Source organism: Sulfurimonas sp., from assembly GCF_019429335.1.
Classification (GTDB): domain Bacteria; phylum Campylobacterota; class Campylobacteria; order Campylobacterales; family Sulfurimonadaceae; genus Sulfurimonas.
Genome location: NZ_JAHYJB010000010.1, coordinates 29,492 through 55,794, shown reverse-complemented (window position 1 = coordinate 55,794; position 26,303 = coordinate 29,492). Strand labels below are relative to the sequence as shown.

General features: G+C 39.4%; 31 protein-coding genes. 5 read left to right on the top strand and 26 right to left on the bottom strand.

Annotated elements, in window-relative coordinates; all coding sequences use genetic code 11:
- The 5 genes from K0A91_RS05650 to K0A91_RS05630 form a co-directional block, all read right to left on the bottom strand.
- Positions 1-666, bottom strand: a 666-nt coding sequence (locus K0A91_RS05650; RefSeq protein WP_295008859.1) for a molybdopterin-dependent oxidoreductase, incomplete at its 3' end; no start/stop codon positions are given.
- Positions 667-714: 48 nt separating this feature from the next.
- Positions 715-1,449 (bottom strand): SDR family NAD(P)-dependent oxidoreductase, encoded by a 735-nt coding sequence (locus K0A91_RS05645; protein ID WP_295008857.1) that lies wholly within the window; start codon positions 1,447-1,449, stop codon positions 715-717.
- Positions 1,446-2,942: a DUF1538 domain-containing protein gene (locus K0A91_RS05640; protein WP_295008855.1), complete on the bottom strand. Its 1,497-nt coding sequence runs from the start codon at positions 2,940-2,942 to the stop codon at positions 1,446-1,448. The genes K0A91_RS05645 and K0A91_RS05640 overlap by 4 nt, the downstream gene beginning before the upstream one ends.
- Entirely contained in the window at positions 2,942-3,328 is a 387-nt protein-coding gene (locus K0A91_RS05635) for a CBS domain-containing protein (protein WP_295008853.1), read from the bottom strand. The genes K0A91_RS05640 and K0A91_RS05635 overlap by 1 nt, the downstream gene beginning before the upstream one ends.
- A gap of 102 nt (positions 3,329-3,430) precedes the next feature.
- Entirely contained in the window at positions 3,431-3,781 is a 351-nt protein-coding gene (locus K0A91_RS05630) for a hypothetical protein (protein ID WP_295008851.1), read from the bottom strand.
- A 91-nt stretch (positions 3,782-3,872) separates the two neighbouring features.
- Between K0A91_RS05630 and K0A91_RS05625 the strand changes: the two genes are divergently transcribed.
- Positions 3,873-4,703, top strand: coding sequence for a universal stress protein (locus K0A91_RS05625; protein ID WP_295008849.1), 831 nt, complete (start codon positions 3,873-3,875; stop codon positions 4,701-4,703).
- 14 nt (positions 4,704-4,717) lie between these two features.
- Here K0A91_RS05625 and K0A91_RS05620 read toward each other — a convergent pair whose 3' ends face one another.
- The 9 genes from K0A91_RS05620 to K0A91_RS05580 form a co-directional block, all read right to left on the bottom strand.
- Complete coding sequence (locus K0A91_RS05620) at positions 4,718-5,980, bottom strand: homoserine dehydrogenase (protein WP_295008847.1); 1,263 nt, start codon at positions 5,978-5,980, stop codon at positions 4,718-4,720.
- Positions 5,977-7,203 (bottom strand): LL-diaminopimelate aminotransferase, encoded by a 1,227-nt coding sequence (locus K0A91_RS05615; protein WP_295008845.1) that lies wholly within the window; start codon positions 7,201-7,203, stop codon positions 5,977-5,979. The genes K0A91_RS05620 and K0A91_RS05615 overlap by 4 nt, the downstream gene beginning before the upstream one ends.
- A gap of 57 nt (positions 7,204-7,260) precedes the next feature.
- Positions 7,261-8,100, bottom strand: coding sequence for a hypothetical protein (locus tag K0A91_RS05610; RefSeq protein WP_295008843.1), 840 nt, complete (start codon positions 8,098-8,100; stop codon positions 7,261-7,263).
- Positions 8,094-8,891, bottom strand: a complete 798-nt coding sequence (locus K0A91_RS05605) for a hypothetical protein (RefSeq protein ID WP_295008841.1) — start codon at positions 8,889-8,891, stop codon at positions 8,094-8,096. The genes K0A91_RS05610 and K0A91_RS05605 overlap by 7 nt, the downstream gene beginning before the upstream one ends.
- Positions 8,888-9,568, bottom strand: a complete 681-nt coding sequence (gene rlmB, locus K0A91_RS05600; protein WP_295008839.1) for a 23S rRNA (guanosine(2251)-2'-O)-methyltransferase RlmB — start codon at positions 9,566-9,568, stop codon at positions 8,888-8,890. The genes K0A91_RS05605 and rlmB overlap by 4 nt, the downstream gene beginning before the upstream one ends.
- A gap of 38 nt (positions 9,569-9,606) precedes the next feature.
- Positions 9,607-10,422 (bottom strand): 16S rRNA (cytidine(1402)-2'-O)-methyltransferase, encoded by an 816-nt coding sequence (gene rsmI / locus K0A91_RS05595; RefSeq protein ID WP_295008837.1) that lies wholly within the window; start codon positions 10,420-10,422, stop codon positions 9,607-9,609.
- Positions 10,423-10,434: 12 nt separating this feature from the next.
- Positions 10,435-10,635 carry a 50S ribosomal protein L31 gene (rpmE, locus tag K0A91_RS05590; RefSeq protein WP_295008835.1) on the bottom strand — a complete coding sequence of 67 codons (201 nt, stop codon included), beginning with the start codon at positions 10,633-10,635 and terminating at the stop codon, positions 10,435-10,437.
- Between the two features lie 156 nt (positions 10,636-10,791).
- Entirely contained in the window at positions 10,792-11,469 is a 678-nt protein-coding gene (locus K0A91_RS05585) for a 16S rRNA (uracil(1498)-N(3))-methyltransferase (RefSeq protein ID WP_295008863.1), read from the bottom strand.
- Positions 11,460-11,867, bottom strand: a complete 408-nt coding sequence (locus K0A91_RS05580) for a hypothetical protein (protein WP_295008833.1) — start codon at positions 11,865-11,867, stop codon at positions 11,460-11,462. The genes K0A91_RS05585 and K0A91_RS05580 overlap by 10 nt, the downstream gene beginning before the upstream one ends.
- A gap of 37 nt (positions 11,868-11,904) precedes the next feature.
- On the opposite strand from K0A91_RS05580, the gene glp reads away from it, so the two are divergent.
- Positions 11,905-13,131 carry a gephyrin-like molybdotransferase Glp gene (gene glp / locus K0A91_RS05575; protein ID WP_295008832.1) on the top strand — a complete coding sequence of 409 codons (1,227 nt, stop codon included), beginning with the start codon at positions 11,905-11,907 and terminating at the stop codon, positions 13,129-13,131.
- Here glp and K0A91_RS05570 read toward each other — a convergent pair.
- The 4 genes from K0A91_RS05570 to K0A91_RS05555 form a co-directional block, all read right to left on the bottom strand.
- Positions 13,111-13,692 (bottom strand): 6-carboxytetrahydropterin synthase, encoded by a 582-nt coding sequence (locus K0A91_RS05570; protein WP_295008812.1) that lies wholly within the window; start codon positions 13,690-13,692, stop codon positions 13,111-13,113. The genes glp and K0A91_RS05570 overlap by 21 nt on opposite strands.
- Positions 13,692-14,450 carry a 7-carboxy-7-deazaguanine synthase QueE gene (locus tag K0A91_RS05565; RefSeq protein ID WP_295008810.1) on the bottom strand — a complete coding sequence of 253 codons (759 nt, stop codon included), beginning with the start codon at positions 14,448-14,450 and terminating at the stop codon, positions 13,692-13,694. The genes K0A91_RS05570 and K0A91_RS05565 overlap by 1 nt, the downstream gene beginning before the upstream one ends.
- Positions 14,450-15,415 carry a GTP 3',8-cyclase MoaA gene (gene moaA / locus K0A91_RS05560; RefSeq protein WP_295008808.1) on the bottom strand — a complete coding sequence of 322 codons (966 nt, stop codon included), beginning with the start codon at positions 15,413-15,415 and terminating at the stop codon, positions 14,450-14,452. Before moaA ends, K0A91_RS05565 begins: the two co-directional genes overlap by 1 nt.
- Before the next feature lie 159 nt (positions 15,416-15,574).
- Positions 15,575-16,843 carry an alginate export family protein gene (locus K0A91_RS05555; protein ID WP_295008806.1) on the bottom strand — a complete coding sequence of 423 codons (1,269 nt, stop codon included), beginning with the start codon at positions 16,841-16,843 and terminating at the stop codon, positions 15,575-15,577.
- 228 nt (positions 16,844-17,071) lie between these two features.
- Here K0A91_RS05555 and K0A91_RS05550 point away from each other — a divergent pair, with 228 nt between their 5' ends.
- Positions 17,072-17,536 (top strand): RDD family protein, encoded by a 465-nt coding sequence (locus tag K0A91_RS05550; protein ID WP_295008804.1) that lies wholly within the window; start codon positions 17,072-17,074, stop codon positions 17,534-17,536.
- 218 nt (positions 17,537-17,754) lie between these two features.
- Here K0A91_RS05550 and K0A91_RS05545 read toward each other — a convergent pair whose 3' ends face one another.
- Genes K0A91_RS05545 through mnmG form a run of 5 tightly spaced genes read right to left on the bottom strand, consistent with a single transcriptional unit; the run spans position 17,755 to position 23,280 of the window.
- Positions 17,755-18,702, bottom strand: coding sequence for a c-type cytochrome (locus K0A91_RS05545; RefSeq protein WP_295008802.1), 948 nt, complete (start codon positions 18,700-18,702; stop codon positions 17,755-17,757).
- Positions 18,703-18,712: 10 nt separating this feature from the next.
- Entirely contained in the window at positions 18,713-19,927 is a 1,215-nt protein-coding gene (locus tag K0A91_RS05540; protein ID WP_295008800.1) for a cytochrome bc complex cytochrome b subunit, read from the bottom strand.
- A gap of 12 nt (positions 19,928-19,939) precedes the next feature.
- Entirely contained in the window at positions 19,940-20,464 is a 525-nt protein-coding gene (gene petA / locus K0A91_RS05535; RefSeq protein ID WP_295008798.1) for a ubiquinol-cytochrome c reductase iron-sulfur subunit, read from the bottom strand.
- 59 nt (positions 20,465-20,523) lie between these two features.
- Positions 20,524-21,390, bottom strand: a complete 867-nt coding sequence (locus tag K0A91_RS05530; RefSeq protein WP_295008796.1) for a hypothetical protein — start codon at positions 21,388-21,390, stop codon at positions 20,524-20,526.
- A 15-nt stretch (positions 21,391-21,405) separates the two neighbouring features.
- Positions 21,406-23,280 (bottom strand): tRNA uridine-5-carboxymethylaminomethyl(34) synthesis enzyme MnmG, encoded by a 1,875-nt coding sequence (gene mnmG / locus K0A91_RS05525; RefSeq protein WP_295008794.1) that lies wholly within the window; start codon positions 23,278-23,280, stop codon positions 21,406-21,408.
- 82 nt (positions 23,281-23,362) lie between these two features.
- Here mnmG and K0A91_RS05520 point away from each other — a divergent pair, with 82 nt between their 5' ends.
- Together K0A91_RS05520 and K0A91_RS05515 are read left to right on the top strand one after the other, a co-directional pair.
- Complete coding sequence (locus K0A91_RS05520; RefSeq protein ID WP_295008792.1) at positions 23,363-24,049, top strand: tetratricopeptide repeat protein; 687 nt, start codon at positions 23,363-23,365, stop codon at positions 24,047-24,049.
- Positions 24,050-24,140: 91 nt separating this feature from the next.
- Positions 24,141-24,752, top strand: a complete 612-nt coding sequence (locus K0A91_RS05515; RefSeq protein ID WP_295008790.1) for a riboflavin synthase — start codon at positions 24,141-24,143, stop codon at positions 24,750-24,752.
- A gap of 20 nt (positions 24,753-24,772) precedes the next feature.
- On the opposite strand, the gene K0A91_RS05510 is transcribed toward K0A91_RS05515, so the two are convergent.
- From K0A91_RS05510 to K0A91_RS05500, 3 genes are read right to left on the bottom strand one after another with little or no spacing between them, the layout of a single operon-like run.
- Positions 24,773-25,540 (bottom strand): MnmC family methyltransferase, encoded by a 768-nt coding sequence (locus tag K0A91_RS05510; RefSeq protein WP_366511624.1) that lies wholly within the window; start codon positions 25,538-25,540, stop codon positions 24,773-24,775.
- Positions 25,522-26,004, bottom strand: a complete 483-nt coding sequence (locus K0A91_RS05505; RefSeq protein WP_295008788.1) for a hypothetical protein — start codon at positions 26,002-26,004, stop codon at positions 25,522-25,524. Before K0A91_RS05505 ends, K0A91_RS05510 begins: the two co-directional genes overlap by 19 nt.
- Complete coding sequence (locus tag K0A91_RS05500) at positions 26,001-26,303, bottom strand: hypothetical protein (RefSeq protein WP_295008787.1); 303 nt, start codon at positions 26,301-26,303, stop codon at positions 26,001-26,003. Before K0A91_RS05500 ends, K0A91_RS05505 begins: the two co-directional genes overlap by 4 nt.

The window sequence follows — 26,303 nt, the reverse complement described above, 5'->3', positions numbered from 1 at the left end:
ATCTCTGACGTCAAAAACTGCCATGTTGTCATGCTTGCTTGCCATATCTACTATGCGGTTAGCGATGATTGGATGTGCTTCAGTCGTATTTGAACCGAAAATTATCATAAACTCGCAGTTATAGATGTCATTGTATGGATTGGTTGCGGCGCCCTCACCGATGGTGGTACGCATCCCTTTTAGGCTTGGAGAGTGGCAGACTCTCGCGCAGTTGTCAACATGCGGGGAGTTTAGCGTGTGGCGTGTAAATTTTTGGAAGAGATAAGCACTCTCGCATGAGGTTCTAGCCCCTCCGATAGAAGCTATGCTTTTACGCCCATATTTAGCCTGAATCTCTTTAAGTTTCATGGCAGCCGCAGTAGTAGCGCCGTCCAAATCACTCTCGTGCCAGACGTTGTCAAACTCTCTTAGAGATGATGCTACAGCCTCTTTTATAAGAGGATTTTTCTCCAAAAAACTCTTCTTTATTCTTGGAGTTCTAAGTCGCTCTTTTGAGTCAAGAAAATCAAATCCGTACTTCCCTTTTATACAGAGTTTTCCCTGTGAGACGACGCCATCTTTGTGTGCAAAAATCTTCTGAATCTTGTTCTCTTTTACATGTGCCGCTATATCGCACCCCACGCCGCAATAAGTGCAGACGCTATCTATTGTTTGAGTATTTTCCATATATAACTTTCACATTTTATTTCTATGCAAAATTTTATCTATTTAATATTAATGAAAGAGGGTTTTAATAACTTTTTGTTTTAAAAACGGCGGAAGTGTTTTAAAGAAGCTAATCAAAAAGTAGAACCTTGTAGGAAACGCATAGAATTTTCTATCTCTGTCTATCGCTTTTTTGATGGCTCTAGCACCGCTTATGGTGTCTAGCAAAAAGGGCATATAAAACTCATTTTTATCCGTCAGTTCACTTTTGATAAAACCTGGAAGGATATTTATAACTTTTATGCCGTGCGGTCCATATTTATATCTTAGCCCCTCAGCATAGGCATTGAGAGCTCTTTTGGATGAGCTGTATACCTTTGAGCTGGGCATTGAGAAGAGAGATGCCAAAGAGGAGATAAAGACGATTCTACCGCTCTTTTTTTCTAAAAACCTAGGAAGAAGTATTTCAAGTATGGCATGGTTTGAGAGAACATTTACATCATAAAGTCTTTTGAACTCCGCAAACGGAGTGATTTCTAGTGAGTGTCCGAGCGAGATTCCGGCATTTAAGATAACCATATCTACATCTTGAAGCTCTCTCATCTTCTGCTGTAAAGTCTCAAAATCGGTTACGTCGCAGACTATAATATCTACTTTTTTTGTAAGCGAAGAGAGCTCTTTTTGGAGTTTTTGAAGTCTCTCTTGCCTTCTGGCAAGCAGATATAGTTCGTTATCTTGGGTAGCATATAGTTTTGCAAGAGCTTCGCCTATGCCGCTGCTGGCTCCAGTTATTAGGATTTTCAACTCTCTTGCCTTTTTTGAAACTTTTTAACCAAAATGCTGTACCCCAAAACTGTTATCATCGGAAAAACGGAAGCAAACGCAATAAGCCCAAAGCCGTCCATAAGAGGGTCTCTCCCCTCAATATTCATTGCCAAATAGAGCCCGAATGCCGTAACTATAGGCACGGTAATCTCGGAAGTTGTAACACCTCCCAAATCAAACGCAAAAGCTACGATCTCTTTAGGAGCAAAAAAAGCGAGCACAATTACTAACATGTACAAAATTGTAATAAATAGCCAGATATCATGACCGTTCACCATCTTGTATGAACCGGTTAGAATTCCAATACCGACACCAAGAGCAACCAACAGCCTGATAATTTTAACATTCATCTGCTTTTCCGACATTTTGTCAGCCTGCTTTATGACTGCCACCAAAGCAGGTTCAGCCATGGTTGTGCCAAAACCTATTAAAAATGCAAACAGATATATAAAAAACACATTGTTCATAATGACCAAATTTTTCGCGATTGATTCTCCTATTGGAAAAAGTCCGAGTTTAATTCCCACGATAAATCCGTAAAGACCTAAAACCAAAAATACAAACCCAAATACCACTCTGCCAATATTTGGCAACGGCTTTTTGATAACAAAATATTGAAAAAGAACAATAGTGGCGATGATTGGCAAAATATTTGTAAAAGTGTCAAATAGGTCGAAAAGAACCTTTGCTATGCTAAAACCGCCGATATAATGAGCCTTATCCTCTACTTCATTTGCAATATACTGGATTTGCGATGAGAAGCCATCATCAAGGGCAAATATTCCGTAAAGCTGGATGCTAATCATCGGCGTAATGGCTGCAAGCGCCACAAACCCAAAACCATCCCTTACAACACTTCTCTCTTTAATTGCCGAAGCTACTCCTATACCCAGCGCAACAATAAGAGGAACTGTCGCAACATTTGTTGCAACGCCGCCTGAATCATAGGCAAGTCCCACAATCTCGCGAGGAGTAAAGTATGTAATAAGCAGAACTATGACATAACCAATGATTATAATCTTTGAAATCGACCAACCGTAGATAGTTCTGATAATGCCAAAAGCGGTGATTGCACCGACACTTGTCGCAATTATAAGCCTAAGCGTCCAAGCGTTAAGAGCGCCATTAGTGATAGTCTCCGCCTGAGAAGCAACGGCAATAATTGCAGGTTCGGCGACAGAGGCGCTAAAACCTAAAGCAAAACCAAAGAGTGCAAACCAAAATAGCGATTTTTTCTCCAAAAATTCGCTAGAAAGACTATTTCCAAGAGGAAACACTCCAATCTCAAGCCCCATTAAAAAAAATGTCACCCCAATAGTAACTATAAAAAAGCCAAAAATTATGGAATCCAAACCATCCGGAACGCTCTGAAAAACAAAGATCTGAAATCCTGCAACAATAAGCAGAATCGGAATAAGATTTAAAAATGATTCTATAAAAGTTTTTTTGAACTCTTTTATCAATTCGGGCATTAATCTACCAAACTCATCAGATAATCAGTCAAATCTGTAATAGAGAGCACCCCTTTTAACTCATTATTATCTGTCACTACAACTCTTTTGATATTATGTTCTATCATCGTTTTTGCGGCATACTTTACATCTATTTTTGAAGAGACACTAAAGGCCGGTTTATTGTAGACATCATAAACATTCAATAGCTCTATATCGCCATCTTCCGCCAATATCGCCTTTAATATCTGCGTATTTGTAATTATCCCATAAGCATCACTTAGAGAGTTTTTATCGACTACCAGTGATTTCAACTTCTTCTCTTTCATAAGCGCAAGCGCCTCTTTTAGCGTTGCATATGGCATAATTGTCGTTACGCTTTTTTTCATTACATTCTCTACTATCATCCATCTCTCCTATTATTAAATCTCATATAATTTGAACAAAGTCCAAATTATACTCAGTCACTAAAGCTTTGTCTTGCGGCAAGAGGGAGCCATTTTGGCTCCTTAAAGATTATCTTCTTGTTTAATCGACTCTTCAAACTTTTTAATCAACTCCCTGTCCAAGCCTACAATATGTGAAATCGCAACAGTAAAAGCCATGCACTCAGCCTGAGTTTTTTCTACCTCCGCGTTTATAGACTTTAATACTGCCCTTGAGAGTTTTTCTTCTAATATATAAATTATCACGGATTGATTCCCCTCAAAAGTCAGGGCAAAAAAACTCTTTTTTTCTCCCAAACTGCTTCCTCTTCCTTGTAAAATTGTTCCGCCGTTCGCTCCTGCTTCTTTGGCGACATCTTTTAGCCTATCCTCATATTGCGCAGATGTTATAACTACTAAAGCAACAAATTTCATAGATGCGCTCCTTTGATTTTGATAAATTCTAACATATTTTTTTACAATAAAAAGATAAAATGTCTCTAATGCAAAAAGATGGAGAGAAGTTATGAAAAAATTCAAAACATTAGTCGCAATAGATTTCTCAGATGATAGTCTTGTAGTCTTGCAAAAAGCTATAGATTTTACAAAAAAACGAGATGGCATCGTTGATGTTGTTCATGTTGTCGAGAACTCATTTTTTTCACCAAAAAAAGATCTCTCCTACATCAGAGAACATAGTCTGAAAAAACTTAATGAAAAATTTCCTGATATAAACGATGAAAATTTCCACTGTTTAGGCGGAAAGATAAAAAACGATGTAGCAAAGACGGCGCAGATTTTAAACAGCGATTTGATTATTATGGGAAAAAGCGGGGAGACTTTCTTTTTGGGTGATGCCTATATGGGGTCACACACAAAAGATATTATACGCTCATCCGGTATTCCCGTTATAGTCGTAAAAAGTGAGCATGAACTAAAATACAAAAATATTTTGATGCTTAGCGATTTTTCAGCAGAGTCCAAAGAGGCAATAAAAAAAATGGTAAATCTGTTTCCGGATTCAAACATTAAACTCTTAAACTTTTATCTAATCCCTTTTGAAAACAGATTAAACAATTATGGATTTGATTCTGCCGACCTTCACGATTATCAACTCCATCTTATAGAGGAGTCCAAACAAAAACTAGACGCTTTTTTAAACTCTTTGGAGCTGCCAAAAGAGATAAATATCTCTGCAACGGCTCGTAAAAGTTCACTAAATCCAAAACTGTTTGAGAGCGAGGTTCAAGATATCAGTTTTGACCTTGTAGCAGTTCATACGACGGGAAATATAAGCTTTTATGCGCTTGATATCTTGGAAAACTCAAAAAAAGATGTAATTATCCTCAAACTGTAAAAAGAGAAGAACCCTTAAACTATCCTAATCATTACAGGTTTGAGGTTTACAAACTCAAGCTTCTCGATAGATGAGATAAGATTTTGTATGTCATGCTCGTAAGCCTTATGCGTAGAGATTAGAAGGTTTGCGCTGTCGTTGAGGGATTGTCTTTGAAGAATTGCCTCAATGGATATGTTGTTCTCTTCAAATATCTTGGTAATTTTTGCTAAAACGCCTATCTTGTCTGAGACATTGATGCGAAGATAGTACTTTGACTCTATGTTTCTGGCAGCCTTAAGGGTAAGTTTTCCCTCCATCGGTCTGTCAAAACCAAGCATCGGTTTGCTTTTTCCGCTTCTTGCAATATCTATGATGTTTGCAACTACTGCACTAGCCGTAGCATCTCCGCCGGCACCTGCTCCGTAGTAGAGAGTTTCGCCGACTTTATCGCCGACTACGCTGATACCGTTCATAACACCGTCAATCTTTGCTATCATCTCATTTTTATTGATTAAACTTGCATGAACTCTCAGTTCAACCTCGGTTTTATCTTTTTTAGCAATTCCCAGAAGTTTGATAACATACCCAAACTCTTTTGCGAAAGCGATATCGTCTTTGGAGATGTTTTCTATCCCCTCTATTAAAATATCTTCCGGTTTTGCATCAATTCCATAAGCGATGCTTGCAAGGATAAGGAGCTTATGAGCAGCGTCATATCCGCCGACGTCAAAAGTAGGATCAGCCTCTGCATAGCCAAGCTCCTGAGCCTCTTTAAGAATATCCTCATACGCGATACCCTCGTTTGTCATCTTAGTTAACATGTAGTTACATGTGCCGTTCATAATTCCCTTGATAGACTCTATATGATTTGCCGAGAGTCCATCACGAAGAGCATTTATGATAGGAATACCGCCGGCGACACTTGCTTCATACTCAAAAGCGATATCTTGCGCAATCTCCTGAAGTTCATAACGGTGATATGCCAAGAGCGCTTTATTGGCGGTAACAACTGCCTTAGAGTTTCTAAGAGCTTTTTTAACAACCTCAAACGGCTCTTCAACGCCTCCCATCAGCTCTACCACAATATCTATCTCTTTATCGTCTAGTATATCATCAACGTTGTCCGTTATTTTAATCCCTAAAGAACTTCTATCTTTTTTCAGATTTTTAACGACACCGCTTTTTACTACTATATCAACACCCGCGCGCGCTGAGATAACATCGGCGTTCTCTCTTAAGATATTTATAACACTCGTTCCAACGGTGCCTACGCCGATTATTCCTACTTTTATCATATTATTTTATTTTCATCTTGAAATTGTTTTAAAAACTCTTTTATATTACGCGCTGCTTGACGGATACGGTTATCGTTTTCAATAAGAGCTATACGAACATATTCATCGCCATATACACCAAAACCGATTCCCGGAGCAACTGCAACGCCTGCATCTTTAAGAAGTCTTTTTGAGAACTCTAACGAACCTAAGTGCAGACAGTAGTCAGGAATTTTTGCCCAAACGAACATACTTGCCTGATTCTTTTTGATGTGCCATCCCGCTCTGTCGAATGCGTCAAGCAGAACCTCTTGGCGGTGGTTATATTTTTCAGTTATATCTTTTACGCACTGCTGGTCACCGTTAAGAGCGATTGTAGCTGCAACTTGAATAGGCGTAAACATACCGTAATCCAACCAAGACTTTATCTTTTGAAGCGCTCCGATGAGCTTTTTGTTTCCAACAAAGAAACCTACACGCCAGCCTGCCATATTGTAGCTTTTAGAGAGAGTAAAGCTCTCAACGGCAACATCTTTTGCACCGGGAACACTCATAATCGAGGGCGTCACATAGCCGTCAAAAGTGATATCACCGTAAGCTATATCGCTGATAACATAAAATCTCTTCTCTTTTGCCATAGCAACAAGGCGGACATAAAAATCCTGTGTTACAGTTGCTGTTGTAGGATTGTGTGGGAAGTTAACCAAAACAAATTTTGGCTTTGGTGAACTCTCTTTAAAAACTCTATCCAAATCTTCAAAAAATTTATCTTCATTTAGTTTGTAATCTTCATCAAACTCAATTCCAAATTTCGCAACGTTTCCGCCTGCTAAAATAAAAGAGTACTCATGAATAGGATAAGTAGGGTCAGGAACGATAGCAACGTCACCAGGATTTATTACAGCATAAGTCAAATGCGCATAACCCTCTTTTGACCCCATCGTAGCGACGCACTCTGTTTCTGGGTCTAAGTCACACCCGTATCTTCTTTTGTACCAGTCCGAGATTGCCAAAAGAAGCTTTGGGATGCCTTTTGAGACTGAGTATCCGTGCGTTTTTGTCTTTTGTGCAGATTCGATAAGCTTTTGTCTGATATGTTCAGGAGTATCTCCATCAGGATTTCCCATAGAAAAATCAATAACGTCAACACCGACTCTGCGTTCAGCCATTTTAAGCTCATTCACCTCAGTAAAAACGTACTTCGGCAACCGTTTCATTCTATCAAACTGTATCTCATCAAACATAAATTTTCCTACTCAAATAGTTAACGATATTCTATCGAAAATTTTTGATAATTTAGTTTATGGCGTGCTTAATTTTTTTTTGGCTGTCGGTTTTAAAACCAAATCATCTTTAATATTTTTTAACGTATATATGTCAGAAATTTTAATATAGTGGGTATCTTCTTTCATATCAAGAAATATATTTGATTTTTTTGTATCTATCTTCATAACTCTTAGAAGTTTTAGAGTTTTATCGTAGAACGCAATATATGGGTACCAGTCGTTTCTAGCAGAACTGAGTATCTTGAGTGTCTGCACTTTTGAGACGTCAAGCCAGTAAGCGTACAAAGACCTCTTAAGCCTAAATTCCACTCCGCCCTCTAATTCGCTGACGCTTAGCTTGGCATTTTTCATATCTATGACATAGGTCCAATCCGTTTCGTTTTCTCTTGTAACATCTACAATCTCACAATTACTCTTTTCAAGCTCCTGTGCGAGTATTATCGGGTCTGCGGCATACTCTGAGGTAAGATTTATTTTCCACACAAACTCATCGCCATTAAAGTTTGACTCTTTTGTCACATATCTGTAATAACCTATATTTTGAAGAGAATCCCCCATGATTTTTATAAAAAAGAGAGGTTCTCCCTTAGTCTTAAAACTTATATCTATGTCACGGGGTTTTTTAAAAAAAAGATTTAAAATACCGTTGTCTTTAAGCGTTTTGATAACCTTTATGGCATCAACTCTTCCCTCTTTTGTGTAAAAATCTTTTCTTGGAGAGAAGATAACATCTATGTAGGCTCTGTCTTTGGCAAATGTCTTTGGATTTATAAGAGTTCTGATTTTTTCAATTACCAAATCCTGGGCATTTAAAAAAGATGCAAAAAAGATAGAGAGAAGGAGTGCTTTTACCATATATTACCGTTGTTTAAACTCTTAAACTCTTCAAAACTTATCTCTTTCAGCTCCGAGTTTTTATATGAAAATCTTATATTTCTTGGGGTTGCAAATTTTGTAGTCACTCCGTTAACCTCAATCATTATATCTCCATGACCAAAAGCAAGCAGCCACTCTTTTGTCGGGTCAAGCGAGAGTTCGTCTGAGAATGTCGTCTGATATCTTTTCTGTTCTGCTACATCGATGTAGCCAAGCCACACTTTTGTATTTGGCATAATTTTAAAAGAGAGAGATTTAGCCGAAGTGTCCGGCACTGTAGCCTCTGAAGGCGTTAGTCCTTCTTGCATTAAAGTAGTATTCTCATTTTCAACTCTCTCGTTTTGTTCAACATCAAGCATAGGAAGTGCACTCTTTGCACTCTCTATAGCGATATCATCAACCTTTGAAGCCTCATCTTGCGATGGGGTTGCCGTAAAAATGAAAAATAGAACAATCAGAGCAACGCCCAAAATCATATAGATGGTTGTCAATTTTTTCTTTTTTTTGTGCGCAAGAAAAACATTGGCAGATTTCTCTTTTTTTATAGATGAAGCATTATTTGCAAAATGCTCTTTAGCTTTCTCTCTTAAGTTGCCCAAATCAACCGAATACTCTCTCTCAAGTATAGATATAAATCCTGTGAGCTGAACACTGTTCATCTCTTCAAAATTTTCTTCTAGTATCGATTTCACATGTGCTCTTGCTATATGAGTTACCTCGTGAATTTTTTGAGCGCCGATACTTTTTAACTTATCAAAACCAATACTCATATTCTCATCCTATCCATCAAAATTGCTCCTGCTGCGCCGACATTTAAAGAATCAAACTCGTGTGACATTTTTATACTTACTATTTCATCGAGTTTTGAGCTGACTCTCGGAGTAAGTCCCTCACCCTCGCTGCCTAAAAACAGAGCTCTTTTTTGTTTCACCTTTACTTCGCGTATATCTTTTCCGCCCATGTCAGCGCCGTATGTCGTAAATCCAGACATCTTAAAGTCGTTCATTACATCGTGGATATTTGTCTCTATAGCAAAAGGCATATCAAAAAGAGCGCCGGTACTTGTTCTTGTGATAGCTTCAAGAGGAAGAGATTTGACTCCGCAGGCAATAACTCCATCAACTCCAAACGCATAGGCGGTTCTAATAATAGCGCCGATATTTCCTACATCCGTCAGACCTGAGAGCACAAGAACAAACTCATAATTTAAAAATGTTTTATAATCACTGAGGCTGTACTCTTCAACTTCTGCCAAAATCCCCTGATGAGAGGCATTTTTGCACATTTTTCCTGCTGCATCCGAGGGGATTCTTTTTATCTCAAAACCCATTTTCATAAGATGAGAGTACTCTTTTTTATCCATCTCTTTTGCAAGATAGAGAGTCCTTATCTTTTGCGGATAATTTTTAATAATATAATTGATTGGTTGTTTTGCATAAATTAACATTTGAGCATTTTATCCTAAAAAATTAAAAAGTAGTATATCTAGAGCTTTAGCAGTCTCTCATAACAGGCTTTTGTATTTTCGCCTGTTATTTTGGAGATAAGCTTTGCCTGAGTTTTTTTTGGCAAGTCAAGCTCTAAGATATCATTTTGGCTTATCGCAGAGCTGTTTTGCGCCTCGGATGCGCTAATAACCACAACCCACTCGCCCCTAATATTGGCATCTATTTTCTTCTTAATCTCATCGGCAGTTCCAAAATAGTAGTTTTGGTAGCGTTTGGTAAGCTCTTTTGCCAAAAATATTTTGCGTGATGGCTCTTCATGTATGAGTTCATCTAAAAGCTTATCAAGTCTGTGCGGAGATTCATACAAAATAGTCGTATATCCGCTCCCAAGAGCTCCTTGTAGCGAAGCTGCCCTATCTTTGCCTTTATGTGGCAAAAATCCCCAAAAAAGCATCTTTGTCTCAACAAATCCGCTTGCCACAAACGCGGTAAGAAGCGCATTTGCCCCCGGTAAGACGTCATACTTAATGCCATTATCCTGAGCATATCTAACAAGCGCTTGTCCAGGGTCGCTGATTCCAGGCATTCCGGCATCGCTTACATAGATAATATTTTGTTCGAAAAATGCAGGAGTTAGATTTTGGATAAACTCTTTTTCATTATGAGAATGAAGTGGGATGAAATTTTGTTCTGGCTTAAAAGCTGAATTGTAACGCTCTTTAAGTATCTGGATAAGTTTTTTTGTAACGCGGGTGTCTTCACAAAGAAGCGTATCGGCTTCGCTAAGAGCTTCAATAGCTCTTAGCGATATGTCGCCTATGTTCCCAATTGGAGTCGGGACAAGAGTAAGCAAAAAGTCTCTTGCCTATTTTTTAGCGTAACGTTTGTTGAATTTGTCAATTCTTCCTGCAGTATCTACCATTCTCTCAGAACCTGTGAAGAACGGATGGCACTCATTACAGATGTCGATTCTCATCTCATCTTTTTCGCTCTCTGTTACAAAGCTGTTTCCGCATGAACATGTTACTGTACAAGCTACTAATTTTGGGTGGATATCTTTTCTCATTTTTTTGCCTTTTGATACTCGGTAGTGTGCGAATATCTATATATTTTTTAAATCCGTATGGGGGCGGATTTTTTACGAAACGAATTTTACCAAAAATTATCTTAAAGAGACTACTTCACAATAGAGAATTTTGTTCAAGTTCGAGGCAAAATTTAGTTAAAGCAGTATTTTACTAGCTATGGCAAGCACGGCACTCTCTGAACGCAGCACCATCGGCGTACCCAGTCTAAATCTCTCTAAAGAAGAGAGCAACTCCCTCTCTTTTGGAGAGAAACCGCCCTCACAGCCGACTAAAATAGTCTCTACGCTTCCATAATCGCTCAAAGTTTCATCGCAAAAATCAAACACTTTGCTCTCTGGATTTCTCTCTATAAACTCTTTTATATTTTTACATGTATCAAATTCGATGTAGCTGCTTCTTCCGCACTGTTGCATTGAAGCTTCCATGATTCTCTCAAATCTCTTAAAATCGAGTTTAAAATTTTTCTGGCTTCGCTCACAAGAGATAAAAGATATCTTTTTCACGCCGACTTCGCAAAGTGACGGAAGCACCTTCTCTATGGAGTTTGCATCTACAATACACCAACCTACATGTAGATTTTTTTCACTCTTTACCTCCTCTGGCTTAGAGGATATCAAAGAGAGTTTAGCGCTTCTTGGCTCAACGACATCAACTCTATACCTATGCAGAATTTCTATATTTTTTCTTGCTCTAAAACTCAGTTCATCGCCCTTGCGATGGCGGCGTACTTTTATAAGATATTTGTGTAAATCACCTCTTGCATGTAAAGTTTGCGAGCCTGCTTCATCATCGAATATATATATCAAAACCACATCCAAAAAGAGATACTAAGTGTGACTAAAATCTCTAAAAAAAAGATTTTTAGCGCGTAAGATTTATAGCTCTCAAATGCGCCCTGCTCTTTTTTATTTAGTTTTTTCACTCCCAAAGAACGTTTGACTTCCAAATAGATAAATATTATCGCAAAGATTATCATGGCGATATTCTCTATGGTAAAATCAAGATGCTTTGCCGCCATCATAATTACGCCCGTAAATATAACCATGCCTATCGCGCTCGCCCCGATTGGGTTAAACAGCGTAACAGCCCTTGTGTATTTTGCCAAATTTTTTATCCAAAAAAGCATAAAAATATTTACAAATATCACGCCCAAAACCAACATAACACCCCAGCTGTGTGTTATAATACTCATATCATACATTTCATTCATGGTGGAATATTACTATAAATTTAACAAAAGAAGAAATATGTCTGTTACGGTAGAAGAAGCACTCAAATACATCTACGGAAATGCTGCACCAAAATCACTTAAAATAGTGCCTCTCGAGGAAGCTTTGGGGTATGTTATAGCAGAGGATATCGTAGCAACTCATAATCTGCCGCCCTTTGACAACTCTGCCATGGACGGATATGCAGTAAAGATGAAAGATGTGGGCAAAGAGGTAAGAGTTAAGCATACTATTTTTGCGGGAGACGACTCAAACGAAGAGTTAAAAAATGGATTTGCTATAAAAATAATGACCGGAGCAAGAGTGCCAAAAGGGTGCGAGTGCATCGTCCCCATTGAAGATGTTACGGCACGCCATGGGTGGGTAAAACTTCCACAAGATTTAAAACTATCCAAACATATCCGCCTTTGCGGAGAGGACATTAAAAGCGGCTCAGCATTGCTAAAAAAAGGACAAAGACTCGACGCTCACAAGATTACTCTTCTAGCTTCACAGGGAAGAAGCCATATTAAGGTTTATAAAAAACCTCGTGTTGCTATCTTTGCCTCAGGAGATGAGCTAAAGATGCACTTTGAGAGCGTAAGTGCGTATCAGCTATACAATACAAACAGCCCTACTTTTTATGCCAGAGCTAAAGAGCTTGGCTGCGAGGTCGATTTTATCGGAACTTCCGGAGATTCGCTTGAGGACATACAAAAGCATATAAAAAGCGCTCTCGAGAGTGATTTGATAATAACATCCGGCGGAGTAAGTGTCGGCGATGCAGACTTTACAAAAGAGGCGTTTGGAGCTTTTGGCTGTGAGATATTTTTTGACCATGTGGAGATTAAACCTGGAAAACCTACGACGTTTGGGCGCATAAAAGATACTTTAGTTCTAAATCTTCCGGGAAATCCGCTTGCCGCAGCACTTAACTTTGAACTTTTTGCCCAAAGTATCATTCTCTCTCTTAGCGGAAATGAGGCAAAGTATATAGCGCCGATAGAGACGAAAATGGCAAGTGAGTATGTTATAAAAGGTGGCAGAAGAGCGCTAATCCCAGGATTTTTTGACGGCATTTCATTCGCACCACACTCAAAATTTTCTCCCGGAATGATATCGCCGCTGGCTGTATCAAACTCCTACATTATAGTCGATGAGGGTTGCGAGGTGCTAAAAAAAGGGAGCAGCATTAAGATAATAGCAACAAGATTTAGTTTTAACTCAACAGAGCAAAAAGAGCTTTTAAACACTTCTGGGGTTTAAAAACTTCTCTCCTCTTTTCATCTTCTCAAACAAATCACTGTCAATCCAGCTCTTTTTTATCTCATCGCTGAAGATTATCTCATTAAGATTTATAACTCCCATATTACTGGAGTATGCATCCTCTTTAAAAGCTTGTGCATACCCTGTATCCGTCTCATGAACTATTATACTGTGAAGTTTTACCTCTTTTTCTCCGTTTATGGTTGTAGTCAGAGATAGAAGCTTGTCAATAAGGACAAAAAATATACGTGAAAACTGCTCTGCAGAGGGAGAAAGTGGAAGAAGCACCCATCTTGATGAGTGTTTTTTCATATCATCTATATACTCTTTCTCATCACCGCTCCAGATAGCAATAGCATGGTCAAAGCTGTCAATAAGAGCTTTCATATTCTGCTTCATTAACCCAAAATCATAGACCATCTGACCGTTATCCAAAAAATTGGACTCAAAAAGAAGCTCTACTTTATAAGAGTGTCCGTGCAGAGAACTTCTGCATCGCACAGTTGAGCATCCTCTTACAACATGTGCATTTTCAAATTTAAAAAGTTTTCTTATTACCATCAGACACCTCTGTTTTGATCCCATATTCGTATATGGAGTCTGTCACTGAAATTGTACCCTTTTGCTTTGCAAAACTCTATAAGCGGCTCAGTATTTGCCTCTATTTCCTCCTTTGTCCCGCCAAGAGGCATACAGTAAACCTTGGTTTTTGGCGCATATGAGATTATCTCTAAAATCTCATCTTCAAGCCCTGCCGTTATGGAATCAGCATCTATTGAGAACTTAAAAAAAGCCTCTTTTGCATTTAGTGCTATTGAGCTTATTATCTCACCCTTTACTCTCTTGCTAAAAGGCTCGTTTGAGTTTGAGAGCTTTACCGAGAGGGCAAAAATGCACTCTTTATATATAGGGTAGCGCTCAAAATCTACGCATAAAGAGCCGTTTGTCTCAAAAGTAATCCTATGTCCATCAGCGTGTAGTGCCTCTAAAAACTCTATAAAAACAGGCTCCGAAGCATATATAAGAGGTTCTCCGCCGGTAAGAACCATATCAACACCAAGGGGCAGGTCATAAAGATTTAAAACATTAAGAAGTTCTTGTGCACTTTTTATCGGTATCCAGTTTTGCAAAAAGTGCTCTCTGTTTACCGCATATACCGTATCGCATCCCAATACTTTTGTGCCATTTGGCGCACTCTCAAGGCAGCCAAAACCCTCGCACTTCATGTTGCAACCACCAAAGCGAAAAAATAGTGACGGCGTGCCGGCGTAACGCCCCTCACCCTGAATAGAGTAAAAATGTTCTACCAAATATACCATCAACCGCCCGTTTCATAAAAAGCGCGGGATGAAACTTCGCTATCTTCTCCGCCCCAGCGGTTTTTTTCAGGTTTATTTTTAACGACTTCTCTAAGCACTTCAGCAGCACCTGCAATATCGCCCTCTTTTATGGCCCTGCCTATACTTAGCGCCTCATCAAAGTAGAGACATGGAATAAGCTGTCCTTCAGCGGTTAGACGGATACGATTGCACTGCTTACAAAAGTCATCCCCGTAAGGCTCGATAATTCCAAATCTGTAACCGTCTCTCATTTTATAGTATCTTGACGGCGAAGCTCCGTCATACCCCTCGTCAATAAATTCGTAGTGCTCTCTCAGTATTGAGAGCAGTTCATCTGATTTTAGTCCGCTTATCTCTTTTGAGGCAAAACTGTTCTCCATGTACTCTATAAATCTTATCGACATGTCACGCTCTTTGCAGTACTCTAAAACATCTATTATCTCGTCAACGTTCATATTTTTCATAGGAACCATATTTACTTTTACTTTTAGTCCGACCGCTCTTGCTTCCTCGACACCCTCTAAAACATTTGCCAAAACATCTTTGCCTGCAATCTTTTGCGCTGCTTCCGGCTTTAAGGTGTCAATGCTTACATTTAGACGTTTAAGTCCTGCATCTTTAAGCTTTTGTGCGGTAGATTTTAGCAGATAAGCGTTTGTAGTCATAGCAAGGTCGATTTGCGGAGCATAATCATAAATCATCTTTATAAATTTATCAAGGTCTTCGCGCAGAAGCGGCTCTCCGCCTGTTATGCGAATCTTTTTTATCCCCTCGTCAATCGCCACCTTTACAAATAAATAGAGCTCCTCAAATGTTAAAAGATTCTCTTTTGGCACCCACGAGAATGGCTTTTCGGGCATGCAGTACTGACATCTGAAGTTGCAGCGCTCAGTCACCGAGATGCGAAGATAATCGACTACTCTATGGTATCTGTCTATGAGCATAATTGCTTTTCCTGACACTCCAATTAAGATTGGAATTCTAATAATATATATAAGTTTAGTTGTATTATATCTTTTGGAGGTAAAAAGCAGGTTAAATATTTTTGAGTCTATATGATAAAGAAGGCTTCAAGCCACAAAGAGCGGCTTGAGAGCTAGAAACTATTTGCTAGCAAATTTGTAAGTTAGCATTAACCAAAACTTATCTACATCAATTTGATACGCACTAGTACCTTTTTTAGCATCAAATGAAGCATATTTTACCATACCGCTAAGGTTGTTAACACCTGGGATTGCTCTGCTATAAACAGCATCAATCTCTGTGCCATAACTATCGTCTTCACCAGCTTGTGCTTCATCAGCTTGGAAATTATGATAAATTACTTGTAATTTACCGAAATCTTTTGAAGCATATCCAACATAAGCACTTATGTCTTCAATACCGCCAGCTAGTGTAGTCAAGAACATATCAGCCCATCCATTTTGTCCATGTAGCGTTGCTAAAGGAGTTTGGAACGGTGTGCTGTCAGCTGAACCATCTTTGCCGCTAAGCACTTCGTATCTAGCACCAACCAAGAAACCATTTACATTTGCGCCAAGCTCAAAGTTCATGTAATCAGCATCAGCTTTTACTTCTGCCCCGTTATAACCAGAATTTTCTAAAGACGGATCTGTCTGTGTTGCGTACTCTGCACGGTAGTTCAGTTTAACGCCATCAGAAACAGCTACATCACCGGTAAGTGCCAAACCGTAAGTATCATGACTTCCGCCAGCAGTACCTTCTCCAATCATATAAGCATATGCCGTAGCTTTTAGTTCAGGCATAACCTTATATGAAGCATTTAAAAGCAGGGTTCTAGTGTCTCTTTGACCAGAAGTTGTCTCTTGATCAAAAACTCTGTTGACTTGAGTTACATAAGAAGCAAATACGCTTAAATTCTCAATACTATTACAAGTCAATGTATAAGCATCGAAAGTCTGAAACATCTGTCTCCAGCCTACCGCACCTACAAATCTTTGATTGTCAAGATTGATCATTTGACGACCAACTCTCAAAGTCGGTTTACCAAGCTTAATATCTACATACGCCTGTGTGAGGCGAGTCTGCTCAGGATCTGCAACTACTGCATGTGTTGTTTGCCCGTTTGTTGTACTATTATAGTTTTCATTTAGTGCACGTACATCAGTCATCTCAGCATATGCTTTGAGCCAGTCTGTACCGAACAGATCAGCGCCTACACCGACAGTCAAACGGTTAGTAAATGCGTTTGCATTATCCTTTGCATCCTGTTCTACCATCTCGTAACGAGCTCTAATTTCCCCTTTTGTCTTAATGTTGCTTAAGATATCTGTCCCCTCAGCTTGTACAGAAACTGAACCTACCCCCATCATCATGACCGCAGCCAATGACATTTTTACCATTTTTCTCATTTTATTCTCCCTTTTTGCCTTTTGATCACATCCAACAAGTGATATATCACTTCTAGTTATGCAATTTATTAGGACTCGACATATTCTACATCCGCAATTTTTAAATTTAGTTTAAATCACCATTTTTATCTCTTATTTGTTTACTTTTTGTTATTAATTGTATAAATTAAGCAATATTTTATATTTTAGAGATTTTAAAATATTTTTTAAATCTGTTATAATGGCGCCATGAGATTTAGAAACATAAAAAAAAACACCAAACACTTTGAAGCGAAAGTTCGTCCAAAGTATATCTATGCAAACTATGCTCCAAGAGTAAAAGCTTTTATAACTGATATCTTTATGATATATGCTCCGATACTTTACGTCATCGCCTATGTTCTTATGAGCGGCAAAGATGATTTTCAATCCTCTCAAGCAGCTCCTCTTGCTGGCGTAATGCTTTATGGGCTTATTTATGCAATACTTTTAAGTAAGTTTGGACAAACCCCTGGGAAAAAAGCTTATGAGATTAAAGTTGTAGATGATAAAAGTGGTGAGCTTATTGGCTTTTTTAGAGCCTATCTTAGATTTTTTGCATTTTTATTTACTGCAACAACGCTTTTTGGGCTTTTTCTTCCATTTTACAGAAAAGATAAAAAGGGTTTACACGATTTAATATGCTCAACTCTAGTTGTGGCTGTTAAAAAGTAATAGCCTATTCTTAATATATCTCTTTCAATTAGCATACTTTTTATGCTTACCATTTAAACATCATCTATATACTTATGGATATCCAATTGTATATACAAATCTGCTGTTTGTCGAGTTGTTTGAGCTTAGCTTGAAATATAGATGAATCTATTTTAATGAATTTAGAATAATTGAGGATAGAGAAACCTGCCTCAAAAGAGGCAGATTGTATTGGAATGTTAGTGTAAATCTCTCCACACCTGTTTTTTCCACAGAAGAGCGAAGATAGCAAAAATAACAATATAAATCATTACCATTTTACCAACTGATTCTCTCTCAGCTCTTTTTGTGTCGCCTGCATCAGCCATATGTTCAATTACTTTATGAGCAGCATCAGCAGTAACACCTGTTCTTGGCATTGCAGTACCAGCTAACTGGCTTTGAGGATTCTCAATAAAAGTACTTAGGAAGTGCTCATTACGAGAACGGAAATACATACTTAAATCAGGAGGCAATTTACCCATGTATTTAGCAAGTGCTTCTTGATACTCTAGTACTTGAATATCGTATGCCAAAGACTCTTTTTCAAACTTAAACTCAGGCTTAGTTCCAAGCTGTGTCCAGTTCTCATACTTCATCGAGTGACATCTTCCGCAAGCCTCTTCAAACGCCATTTTAGGAGTAAGCTCGTCAGCTTTTACAGCTATTGACTGCAGGTATGCAACCATATCTGCAACTTCTTGCTCCATATCTCCGCCTGCTCCAAAGAAAGGAACCATTGGGTGCATTTGACCTTTAGCCGCATCAAATTTATGCTCAACCTTTAGCGCATGAGCAGGGTTTTTAATTAGTTCTGCTAAGAATTTAGCATCATAAACGGCACCGGCATTGCTTAAATCCGGCGGATTTACACCGTAGCTTTGTGCAGCCGATACAGCGTCCATTCCAGCAGCAACACCATCTTTTGTGATAGCGTGACAGCCCGTACAAGCTCCAGCACCCATTACTAATGCTTTACCGTTTGCAGCGTCACCTGTTTTTGTAACAGGCGCTAAGTCTGCATAGGCAAAGTTTTGGCTCTCTACATGTTTGTGCATGACTGAGTGCGCATATGGCTCAACTAACCAGTATGTTAGGAGAGTAAAAGCAACAACAACAACCAGAATCAAAGGTTCTTTATTTTTCATCCTATTCTCCTTATACTTTTTTTTCGTTCATAGTTATAAACGGAAGTGCTATCCACAAGATTATAAATCCAAGTGCAGCAACTAGACCGATTGTGCTAAATACACCCTCTGGAGGCAGTTTACCCATAGCAGTAAGGACAATCATATCAATCAAAAGCAACCAGTACCAAAATTTAAATGCTCCGCGGCGAGATGCAGGAACAGCATTTGGGCTTCTGTCTAGCCATGGCAGCAGCATAAAGATAACCTGTGCAAAACCGAATGCCATTAGACCGATATTAACAGAGAACGGACGAAGAATCTCATAAGACCACAAGAAATACCACTCAGGGTAGATGTGTGCAGGAGTTTTAAGTCCATCCGCAGGGTCAAAGTTTACAGGGTCAAGCGCAAAACCGTAGTTAAAGAATACAAGATAGAAGAAGAATACCAAATAGATACCTACTACCATTAAATCTTTAGACAAAAAGTCGTTACCGAAACGCATAACTTTTGAGCCTACTTTGTCGCCAGCTAAATATTTTTTGCTCTCTGCTTCAAAATCAATCTCTTCACCGTCTTGGTTGTTAACATGAGGAATACGAAGAGCCGCAAAGTGAAGCCCGATTAGTCCTAAAATTGCTAACGGCAGCAAGAGTATATGTAGCATAAAGAAACGAGTCAAGAATGCCTGCGCAGGAACATAATCCCCTCTAATCCACTCAACTAAACCATCAAAATGCAATCCGCCAAGACTGAAGATATTTGTAATAACCATACCAGCCCAGTAGCTCATTTGCCCCCATGGAAGCATATATCCGCTAAACGCTTCAGCAGAAAACGTAACAAACAGAAGCATGCCCGATATCCAAATCATCTCACGACCCTTTTTGTAAGAACCGTAGTAGATACCCGTAAACATGTGAATATAGATAATCAAGAAAACAACAGATGCAGCTACACCGTGAATATTTCTCCATAACCATCCAAAATCAACGTCTCTCATAATAGTGTAGTTTACGCTGTAAAATGCGTCCTTAACATCCGGTTGATAATACATCAACAAGAAGATTCCTGAAACTAATAGCAGTGCGAATGTGATTGCAAGAATCATACCCATCGCCCACAAGAAGTTAATGTTTTTCGGAATCCAATACTCAGATGCCATAACTTTTTCAACTTTTTCAACTGCTAAACGTTGGTTTAACCAATCTTTAACACTTGTTGCTTTTGTAAAATGTGCCATATTTTCCCCTCCTTAAAGCGTTATGCCGCTATCTTTCATAGCTGTGTATTCTGGACCTGCTTCGCCAAGAACGAGTTTAGTACCCTCAATTTTAAACGGAGGAATGTCAAATGCGCGTGGAGGCGGAACTTTTGTTACTTCGCCAGCCCAGTTGAACATACCGCCGTGACATGCACAAAGAAATGACTCTTCAGCAGCGTTATAGCTTGGGATACATCCTAGATGAGTACATAAACCGATAGCAAGCATAAAGTGAGAATCCCCAACGACAACATCTCTTGCTTTTTGACTCTCAGTCTGCTTTGCTATCATTGCCGCAGTTTTTTTCAAAACAAAAATCGGCTTTCCTCTCCACTTTTCTGTTATTAGCTCACCCTCTGGATATATTGTCATATCTAGAGTAGTAAAACCCGCAGCTTTAACACTAGGAAGCGGGTCCCAAGTCTTCTTCATTGCAACTAATGACCCAACCACACCGACACCTGCTACGGCACCAAATGCTTTGCCCATAAAACCTCTACGGCTACTGTTATGCATGTTTGCTCTCTTTCTTATAAAATTAAAGGTTGATTATATACTAAAAAATATTTAAGCTATCATAAAGTTAAGTTTTCTTTTATGAAATTTGCTATTTTTTTGACAGAGTGTTCCATTTCGGAATAGTTTCTATTATTTATTAAACTTATAATACCGACGAGACACTCTTTCTCATAATTTTTAATAACAGGTACTTTCAAGCTCTCAAAAAGCTCTAAAAAATCCTCTCTACAGCCATCTCTTTGCAGATATATAGGCTTTCCGCCTGATGCAAGATTTTCAAAAACTGTTTGAGGCGATGCTGTTATAAGAATTTGAGATTTTTTTATCACCTCATCATACTCTTCAAACTCATGATGATTTTCAAACTTATTTCTTAAGAAATCTTCGTAATCTAAAAAATAGTAAAAGCCAAGCAGTAAGTCAGGGTTCAACTCTTCAACAAAACCTAAATTTTTCTCCAAATCTTTTTCATAATCATCATCGCCGAAAAAGTATGCAAGCTTGATTGTTTTTTCCTCTTTGACAAAGTATTTATCATCCACTGCAACGGCGTTGCATATGCCCTCACCGCTAAGATAGGGTGAGATTAGAAACTCGCCCTCAGCTTTGGAGTCATTTTTGTCATCGCTTACACGTATAAAAGTTGAGAAAAAATTTCTCATGTCATCAAGCATTATCGGATTTGCCTCATCCGAATCAAAGATAAGCTTATCACCATGATTTGCGATTTTTGGGATATTTCTAACTACGTCTATGCCGACAGCCTTCTCGACTCCGAAGTTTTTTGCCTCGTTTGCGATACGAAAATCTGAACAAAGAAGCGTGATGTCAACATCTCCCAGAGCGCGGATTATCGTACATGCGCGTCGAAATCTGTCAAGTCCGACACGGTGTCCGGTGTGTACGTAATAGTATGTTTTCATAAGGCGCCTTAAAATTTATCTTTTTCTCTGGTCTATTTTTATATATATATGCAAAATCTCTATCGCGGCAGGTGTTATACCTGAAATCTGCGAAGCTGCTTGGAGCGTAGGGGGATTAAAGCTCTCCAGTTTTTCAACTATCTCTCTGCTTAGACCGCTTACTTTTCTAAAGTCAAAACTCTCAGGTATCTCGATTTTAAGATACTTTTTCATCTTCTGTATCTCTTCGCTCTGTTTTAAAACATAGCGTGCGTATTTCCCCTCTACCAAAATCTCTTCAAGTATATAAGGGTCATATTTGGCCAATTGGGGAACAATTTTTACCATCTTCTCCGCGTCAAAGCTTTTTCTTGCAACAAGTTGTTGAGCGGTTATAGTGTCGCTTATTTTATCTTCGCCGATAGACTCTAAAAATGCTATAAACTCTTTGTTTGGGGTAAAAATAGTCTCGTTTAAAAGCCTAGCCCCCTCTTGAATCTGCTCATCTTTTAGTTTTACACGCTCATACAACTCATCGCTAATAAGCCCTATTTCATGTCCGTAACGGCTAAGTCTAGTGTCGGCCGACTCTTCACGCAGAAGAAGTCTGTACTCTGCACGTGAAGTAAACATACGGTATGGCTCTTTAGTCCCTTTTGTAACCAAATCATCTATCAAAACACCGATGTAAGCCTCATCACGGCGAAGAACCAACGGCTCTCTGTTTTGAAAACTGAGTGTTGCGTTTATGCCTGCCATAAGCCCTTGCGCTGCTGCCTCTTCATAGCCGGTTGTTCCGTTAATCTGTCCTGCAAGGTAAAGACCTTTGATTTTTTTAGTCTCAAGCGAGTGTTTCAGCTCTCTTGGGTCCACAAAATCATACTCAATAGCATATCCGTAACGGACTATTTTCGCGTTTTCCATCCCTTTTACAGAGTGAATCATATCCTGCTGAACGTCAGGCGGCAGCGATGTACTCATGCCGTTTATGTAGTACTCTGTTGCCTCCATGGTTTGCGGCTCTAAAAAAAGATGATGTCTATCTTTGTCGCGAAAACGGTTTATCTTATCCTCTATGCTTGGGCAGTATCTCGGTCCCGTTCCCTCGATTTGTCCCGTAAAAAGCGGCGCACGGTAGAAGTTGCTCTCTATAATATCGTGAGTATTTTGGTTTGTGTATGCTATAAAACATGGAATCTGTTTTTTAGTTTCTCCAAACTCTTTACGCGCTGTTCTAAAGCTAAAAGGGCTTGGAGTCTTATCGCCGTTTTGTATCTCCATGACGGAAATATCAACAGAAGAGGCGTCTATCCTTGCACATGTTCCTGTCTTTAGCCTGCCCATCTCTAAGCCACACTCTCTGAGTGAGTGGCTAAGCCCCTCGCTACTCTGTTCGCCGAATCTTCCGCCGACTTGCTTTATCTCTCCCACATGCATAACGCCTCGCAAAAACGTACCACTTGTAATGACAACTTTTTTAGCTTTGTACTCATTCAGGAGGTTGGTTTTTACACCTTTCACCTCGCCATCTTCAACAATAATCGACTCTGCCATCTCTTGAACCAAATCAAGGTTTGGAGTAGTTAGAACTTTGTTTCTGGCAATAACGCGGTATCTGTCCATATCTATCTGCGCACGGCTTCCGCGCACGGCAGGACCTTTTGTCTCGTTTAGTATGCGAAACTGAATCCCTGCTTCATCCGTTATAAGAGCCATCTCTCCGCCGAGAGCGTCTATCTCGCGAACAAGATGCCCTTTTGCCAAACCGCCTATTGCAGGATTACAGCTGGTTGCTCCGACATTTTCGGCAAGCATAGATATAAGGAGGGTTTTAGCTCCCATTCTGGCACACGAGAGTGAGGCTTCAACTCCGGCATGTCCGCCGCCGACTACTATTACATCATATTTCATATATTTTCCATTATTTTCTTTAGCCGAATTTTATCATTTTTGAGTATCATTTGCATAATATATTTTAATACGGTTTAAGCAAATGATAAAAAAAGCGCACGAGGCATACAACAGCAAAGATTTTAAAACTGCACTTGAACTATATTCCAAGTTGGCTTCTGAGGGTGATGCAGATGCAATGACCTCCCTTGGTTTTATGTATCAAAATGGACAAGGATGCGAGAAAAACGAGGCAAAAGCGCTGAAACTTTATGAGAGGGCAGCAGAGCTTAAACAGCCATACGCACTCTTTAATCTAGCAATTTTATATATGAACGGGCTTAACGGTGCGGCTCACGACCAATTTAAGGCGCACGAACTTTTTATGGAAGCCGCTGTTAGAGAAGTTCCGCCCGCAATGTACGAAGCAGCTCTTATGCTTGAGCGCGGTTTAGGCTGTCTGCAAAACTACTCAGAGGCAGCATTTTGGTATGAAGAGGGTGCAAAGCGCGGGCATCTTGAATCTTTTAACAATCTAGGCGTTCTTTACAAAGATGGTCACGGCGTGAGCGTGGACGAGGCTAGATGTTTTATCTGTTTTTCTAAAGCAGCCGAGGGCGGGCTTGCCGAGGGACTTTACAACCTCGGGATGCTCTATGACCAAGGAGTTGGGTGCGAACAGAACCACGACAAAGCTCTTGAGTTGTGCAGAAAAGCAGCCTACAAAGGGCATGCCAAAGCAAAAGAGATTATAAAAGGTCTTCAAGAAGAAGGTAAGATTGTTTTTTAATTATTTTACGCCAATCGGAACAAGTCCCGCTTGGCTACGCTAGCCGCTAAGGCACTAAAGCTTGCCATAAAATGGTAGAGAAGGAGATGAGTTGTTCACAGGATTAATAAGAGAAATCGGACATGTTAAAAGTCTAGCAGGAAGCACACTGAGCATCCGAGCAAAACACAAAGCAAAGCTTGGCGACTCTATTGCAATAAACGGTGCCTGTCTTACGGTCATAAAAGTAGAGCATGACGGCTTTAGCGTCGAACTCTCTCCCGAGAGCCAAAGAGTTTTGGCGATGGATAACTTTAGGGGCGAAGTTCACATCGAGCCTGCCATGATGATGGGAGACAGATTTGAGGGACACATTGTTCAAGGACATGTAGATGCAATAGGCGAAATAAAAGAGATAAAAAACAGCGGTAACTCTTTTGATGTTTTTATAAAAGTCGAGAAAAAATTTATCCCATTTATCATACCAAAAGGCTCCATTACGGTTGATGGTGTGAGCTTGACTGTTAATGATGTATTTGATGATAGTTTCAGACTTACAATAATCCCGCACACCATGAAAGAGACACTTTTTAAAAACTATAAAAAAGGCTCACATGTCAATATTGAAACCGATATGTTTGCGAGATATGTCTCCCATATCATCTCGCACAAAAAAAAGAGCCTCTCTTGGGACGAGATAGACTCTATATCTGCAAGATACTAAGAGTTTGACAAGTTTAAGAGCTAATCCCTGAGCGCTCTTGCATCTGGGTTGCATAATATCTTGTGTTTCATATCTACATGTAGAAATTTATCAAGCTCTCCTAAAGATGCTACGGTGGCATCTCTAAAGCCCTCTCCGCTGTTTATGTAGATGTTAAAACCGTTCTCATAAAGTGCTAATCTCGTGGCAAGCGCTATTGAGTAGCTCGTCAAAACCCCATCCTCTTTTATAACGTTTTTCATCTCGCCAAAGTACTCTTTTGTCCATAACAAAGGATTTGAAGAGGGCGAGAAAGCATCTTGATATACTATGTCAAACTTTTTTGGCGCAAACCCTCTCACGTACTCTCTTGCATCTCCCAAAAATATCTCTACATGTAGATTTTCATCACTGTAAATTCCCTCTTCTGAGAGACTCATGATAATATGCCTAAACTCGTCAAACTCTTTTGGATAAGTGAAATTTTTCAACGATTTAACCAAAGATGAGTCAAGTTCCGGAGAGAAGATATTCAGCTTTGAAGCAAGGGCATTTTTTTTATGATAGTAAATCGTTGCCAAAGTGTTAAAACCAAGACCGAAACAGATATCTAAAACAGTTATCTCACTCTGATGCGCTTTTAGGGCAAATGCAGGCTCCACATGTTTGACAAGCGATTCAAAAAGCGCGCCGTCTCTTGTTGAGTGGTAGTGCTCGCCATACTCTTTTGAGTAGGCGGTATAACTTCCGTCTTCGCTTAAAACCATTGAGTGGAGGGAGTCGTTAAACACTAAAGTCCCGCGCCCCACATATGCATCTTTTTTGCCACAACCAAATCATACCCGTCTATGATATCTATCTCATTTGGGGCACGGAATTCATGCTCTTCTAACATGGCTTTTAGCGCCTCAATATCCACAACACCTTTTTTCTCAATGATTACTATATTTGCGCTATTTGCAAGCGTAGTGTATGCGAGCTTTAAAATCATTTTGGGGTTTTGGTGAGCATGGAGCGTATCTTTGATTACGACTATATCATGCTCTCTTGGAAGTGCGCGAAAAGGGTGATTAAAGTCTTGGATATGCTGTATGTTCGCGTTTGTTGGTTTTTCTACATGTAGAATATTTTTAGAGTATATCGCGAGGTTGAACTTACCTCCGACTGCCTGCATCATCTCATCAAGCAAGAACGATATCTCATCCACTTCGGTTGTTACATGCAGATAGTGGTTGCCTGGGAGCGGGTTGAAAAGTTTTCTAAGTTTTATCAATATGCCAAATCGTGAAGCTCTTTAAAGAGATACGCCTCTACGATATCCTCTATACTTCTTTGAGTATGCGCAACCAGAACCATCATGCTCTGCTCAATAAAAGGCCATACATATTCGTTGTCATCAATCACTATTGCTGCCTGAGAGTAGTTTTCAAACGCATCCTTGTCTACATTATGGTTTATCTCTATAACTTTGCCCTCTTCTATAAGCAACTGCGCCCATACTTTTACATCGTTTATCTTAACGAGTGACGCTTCCTCTGCGTCATCGCTATCCATCGGAATCAAAATGTACAT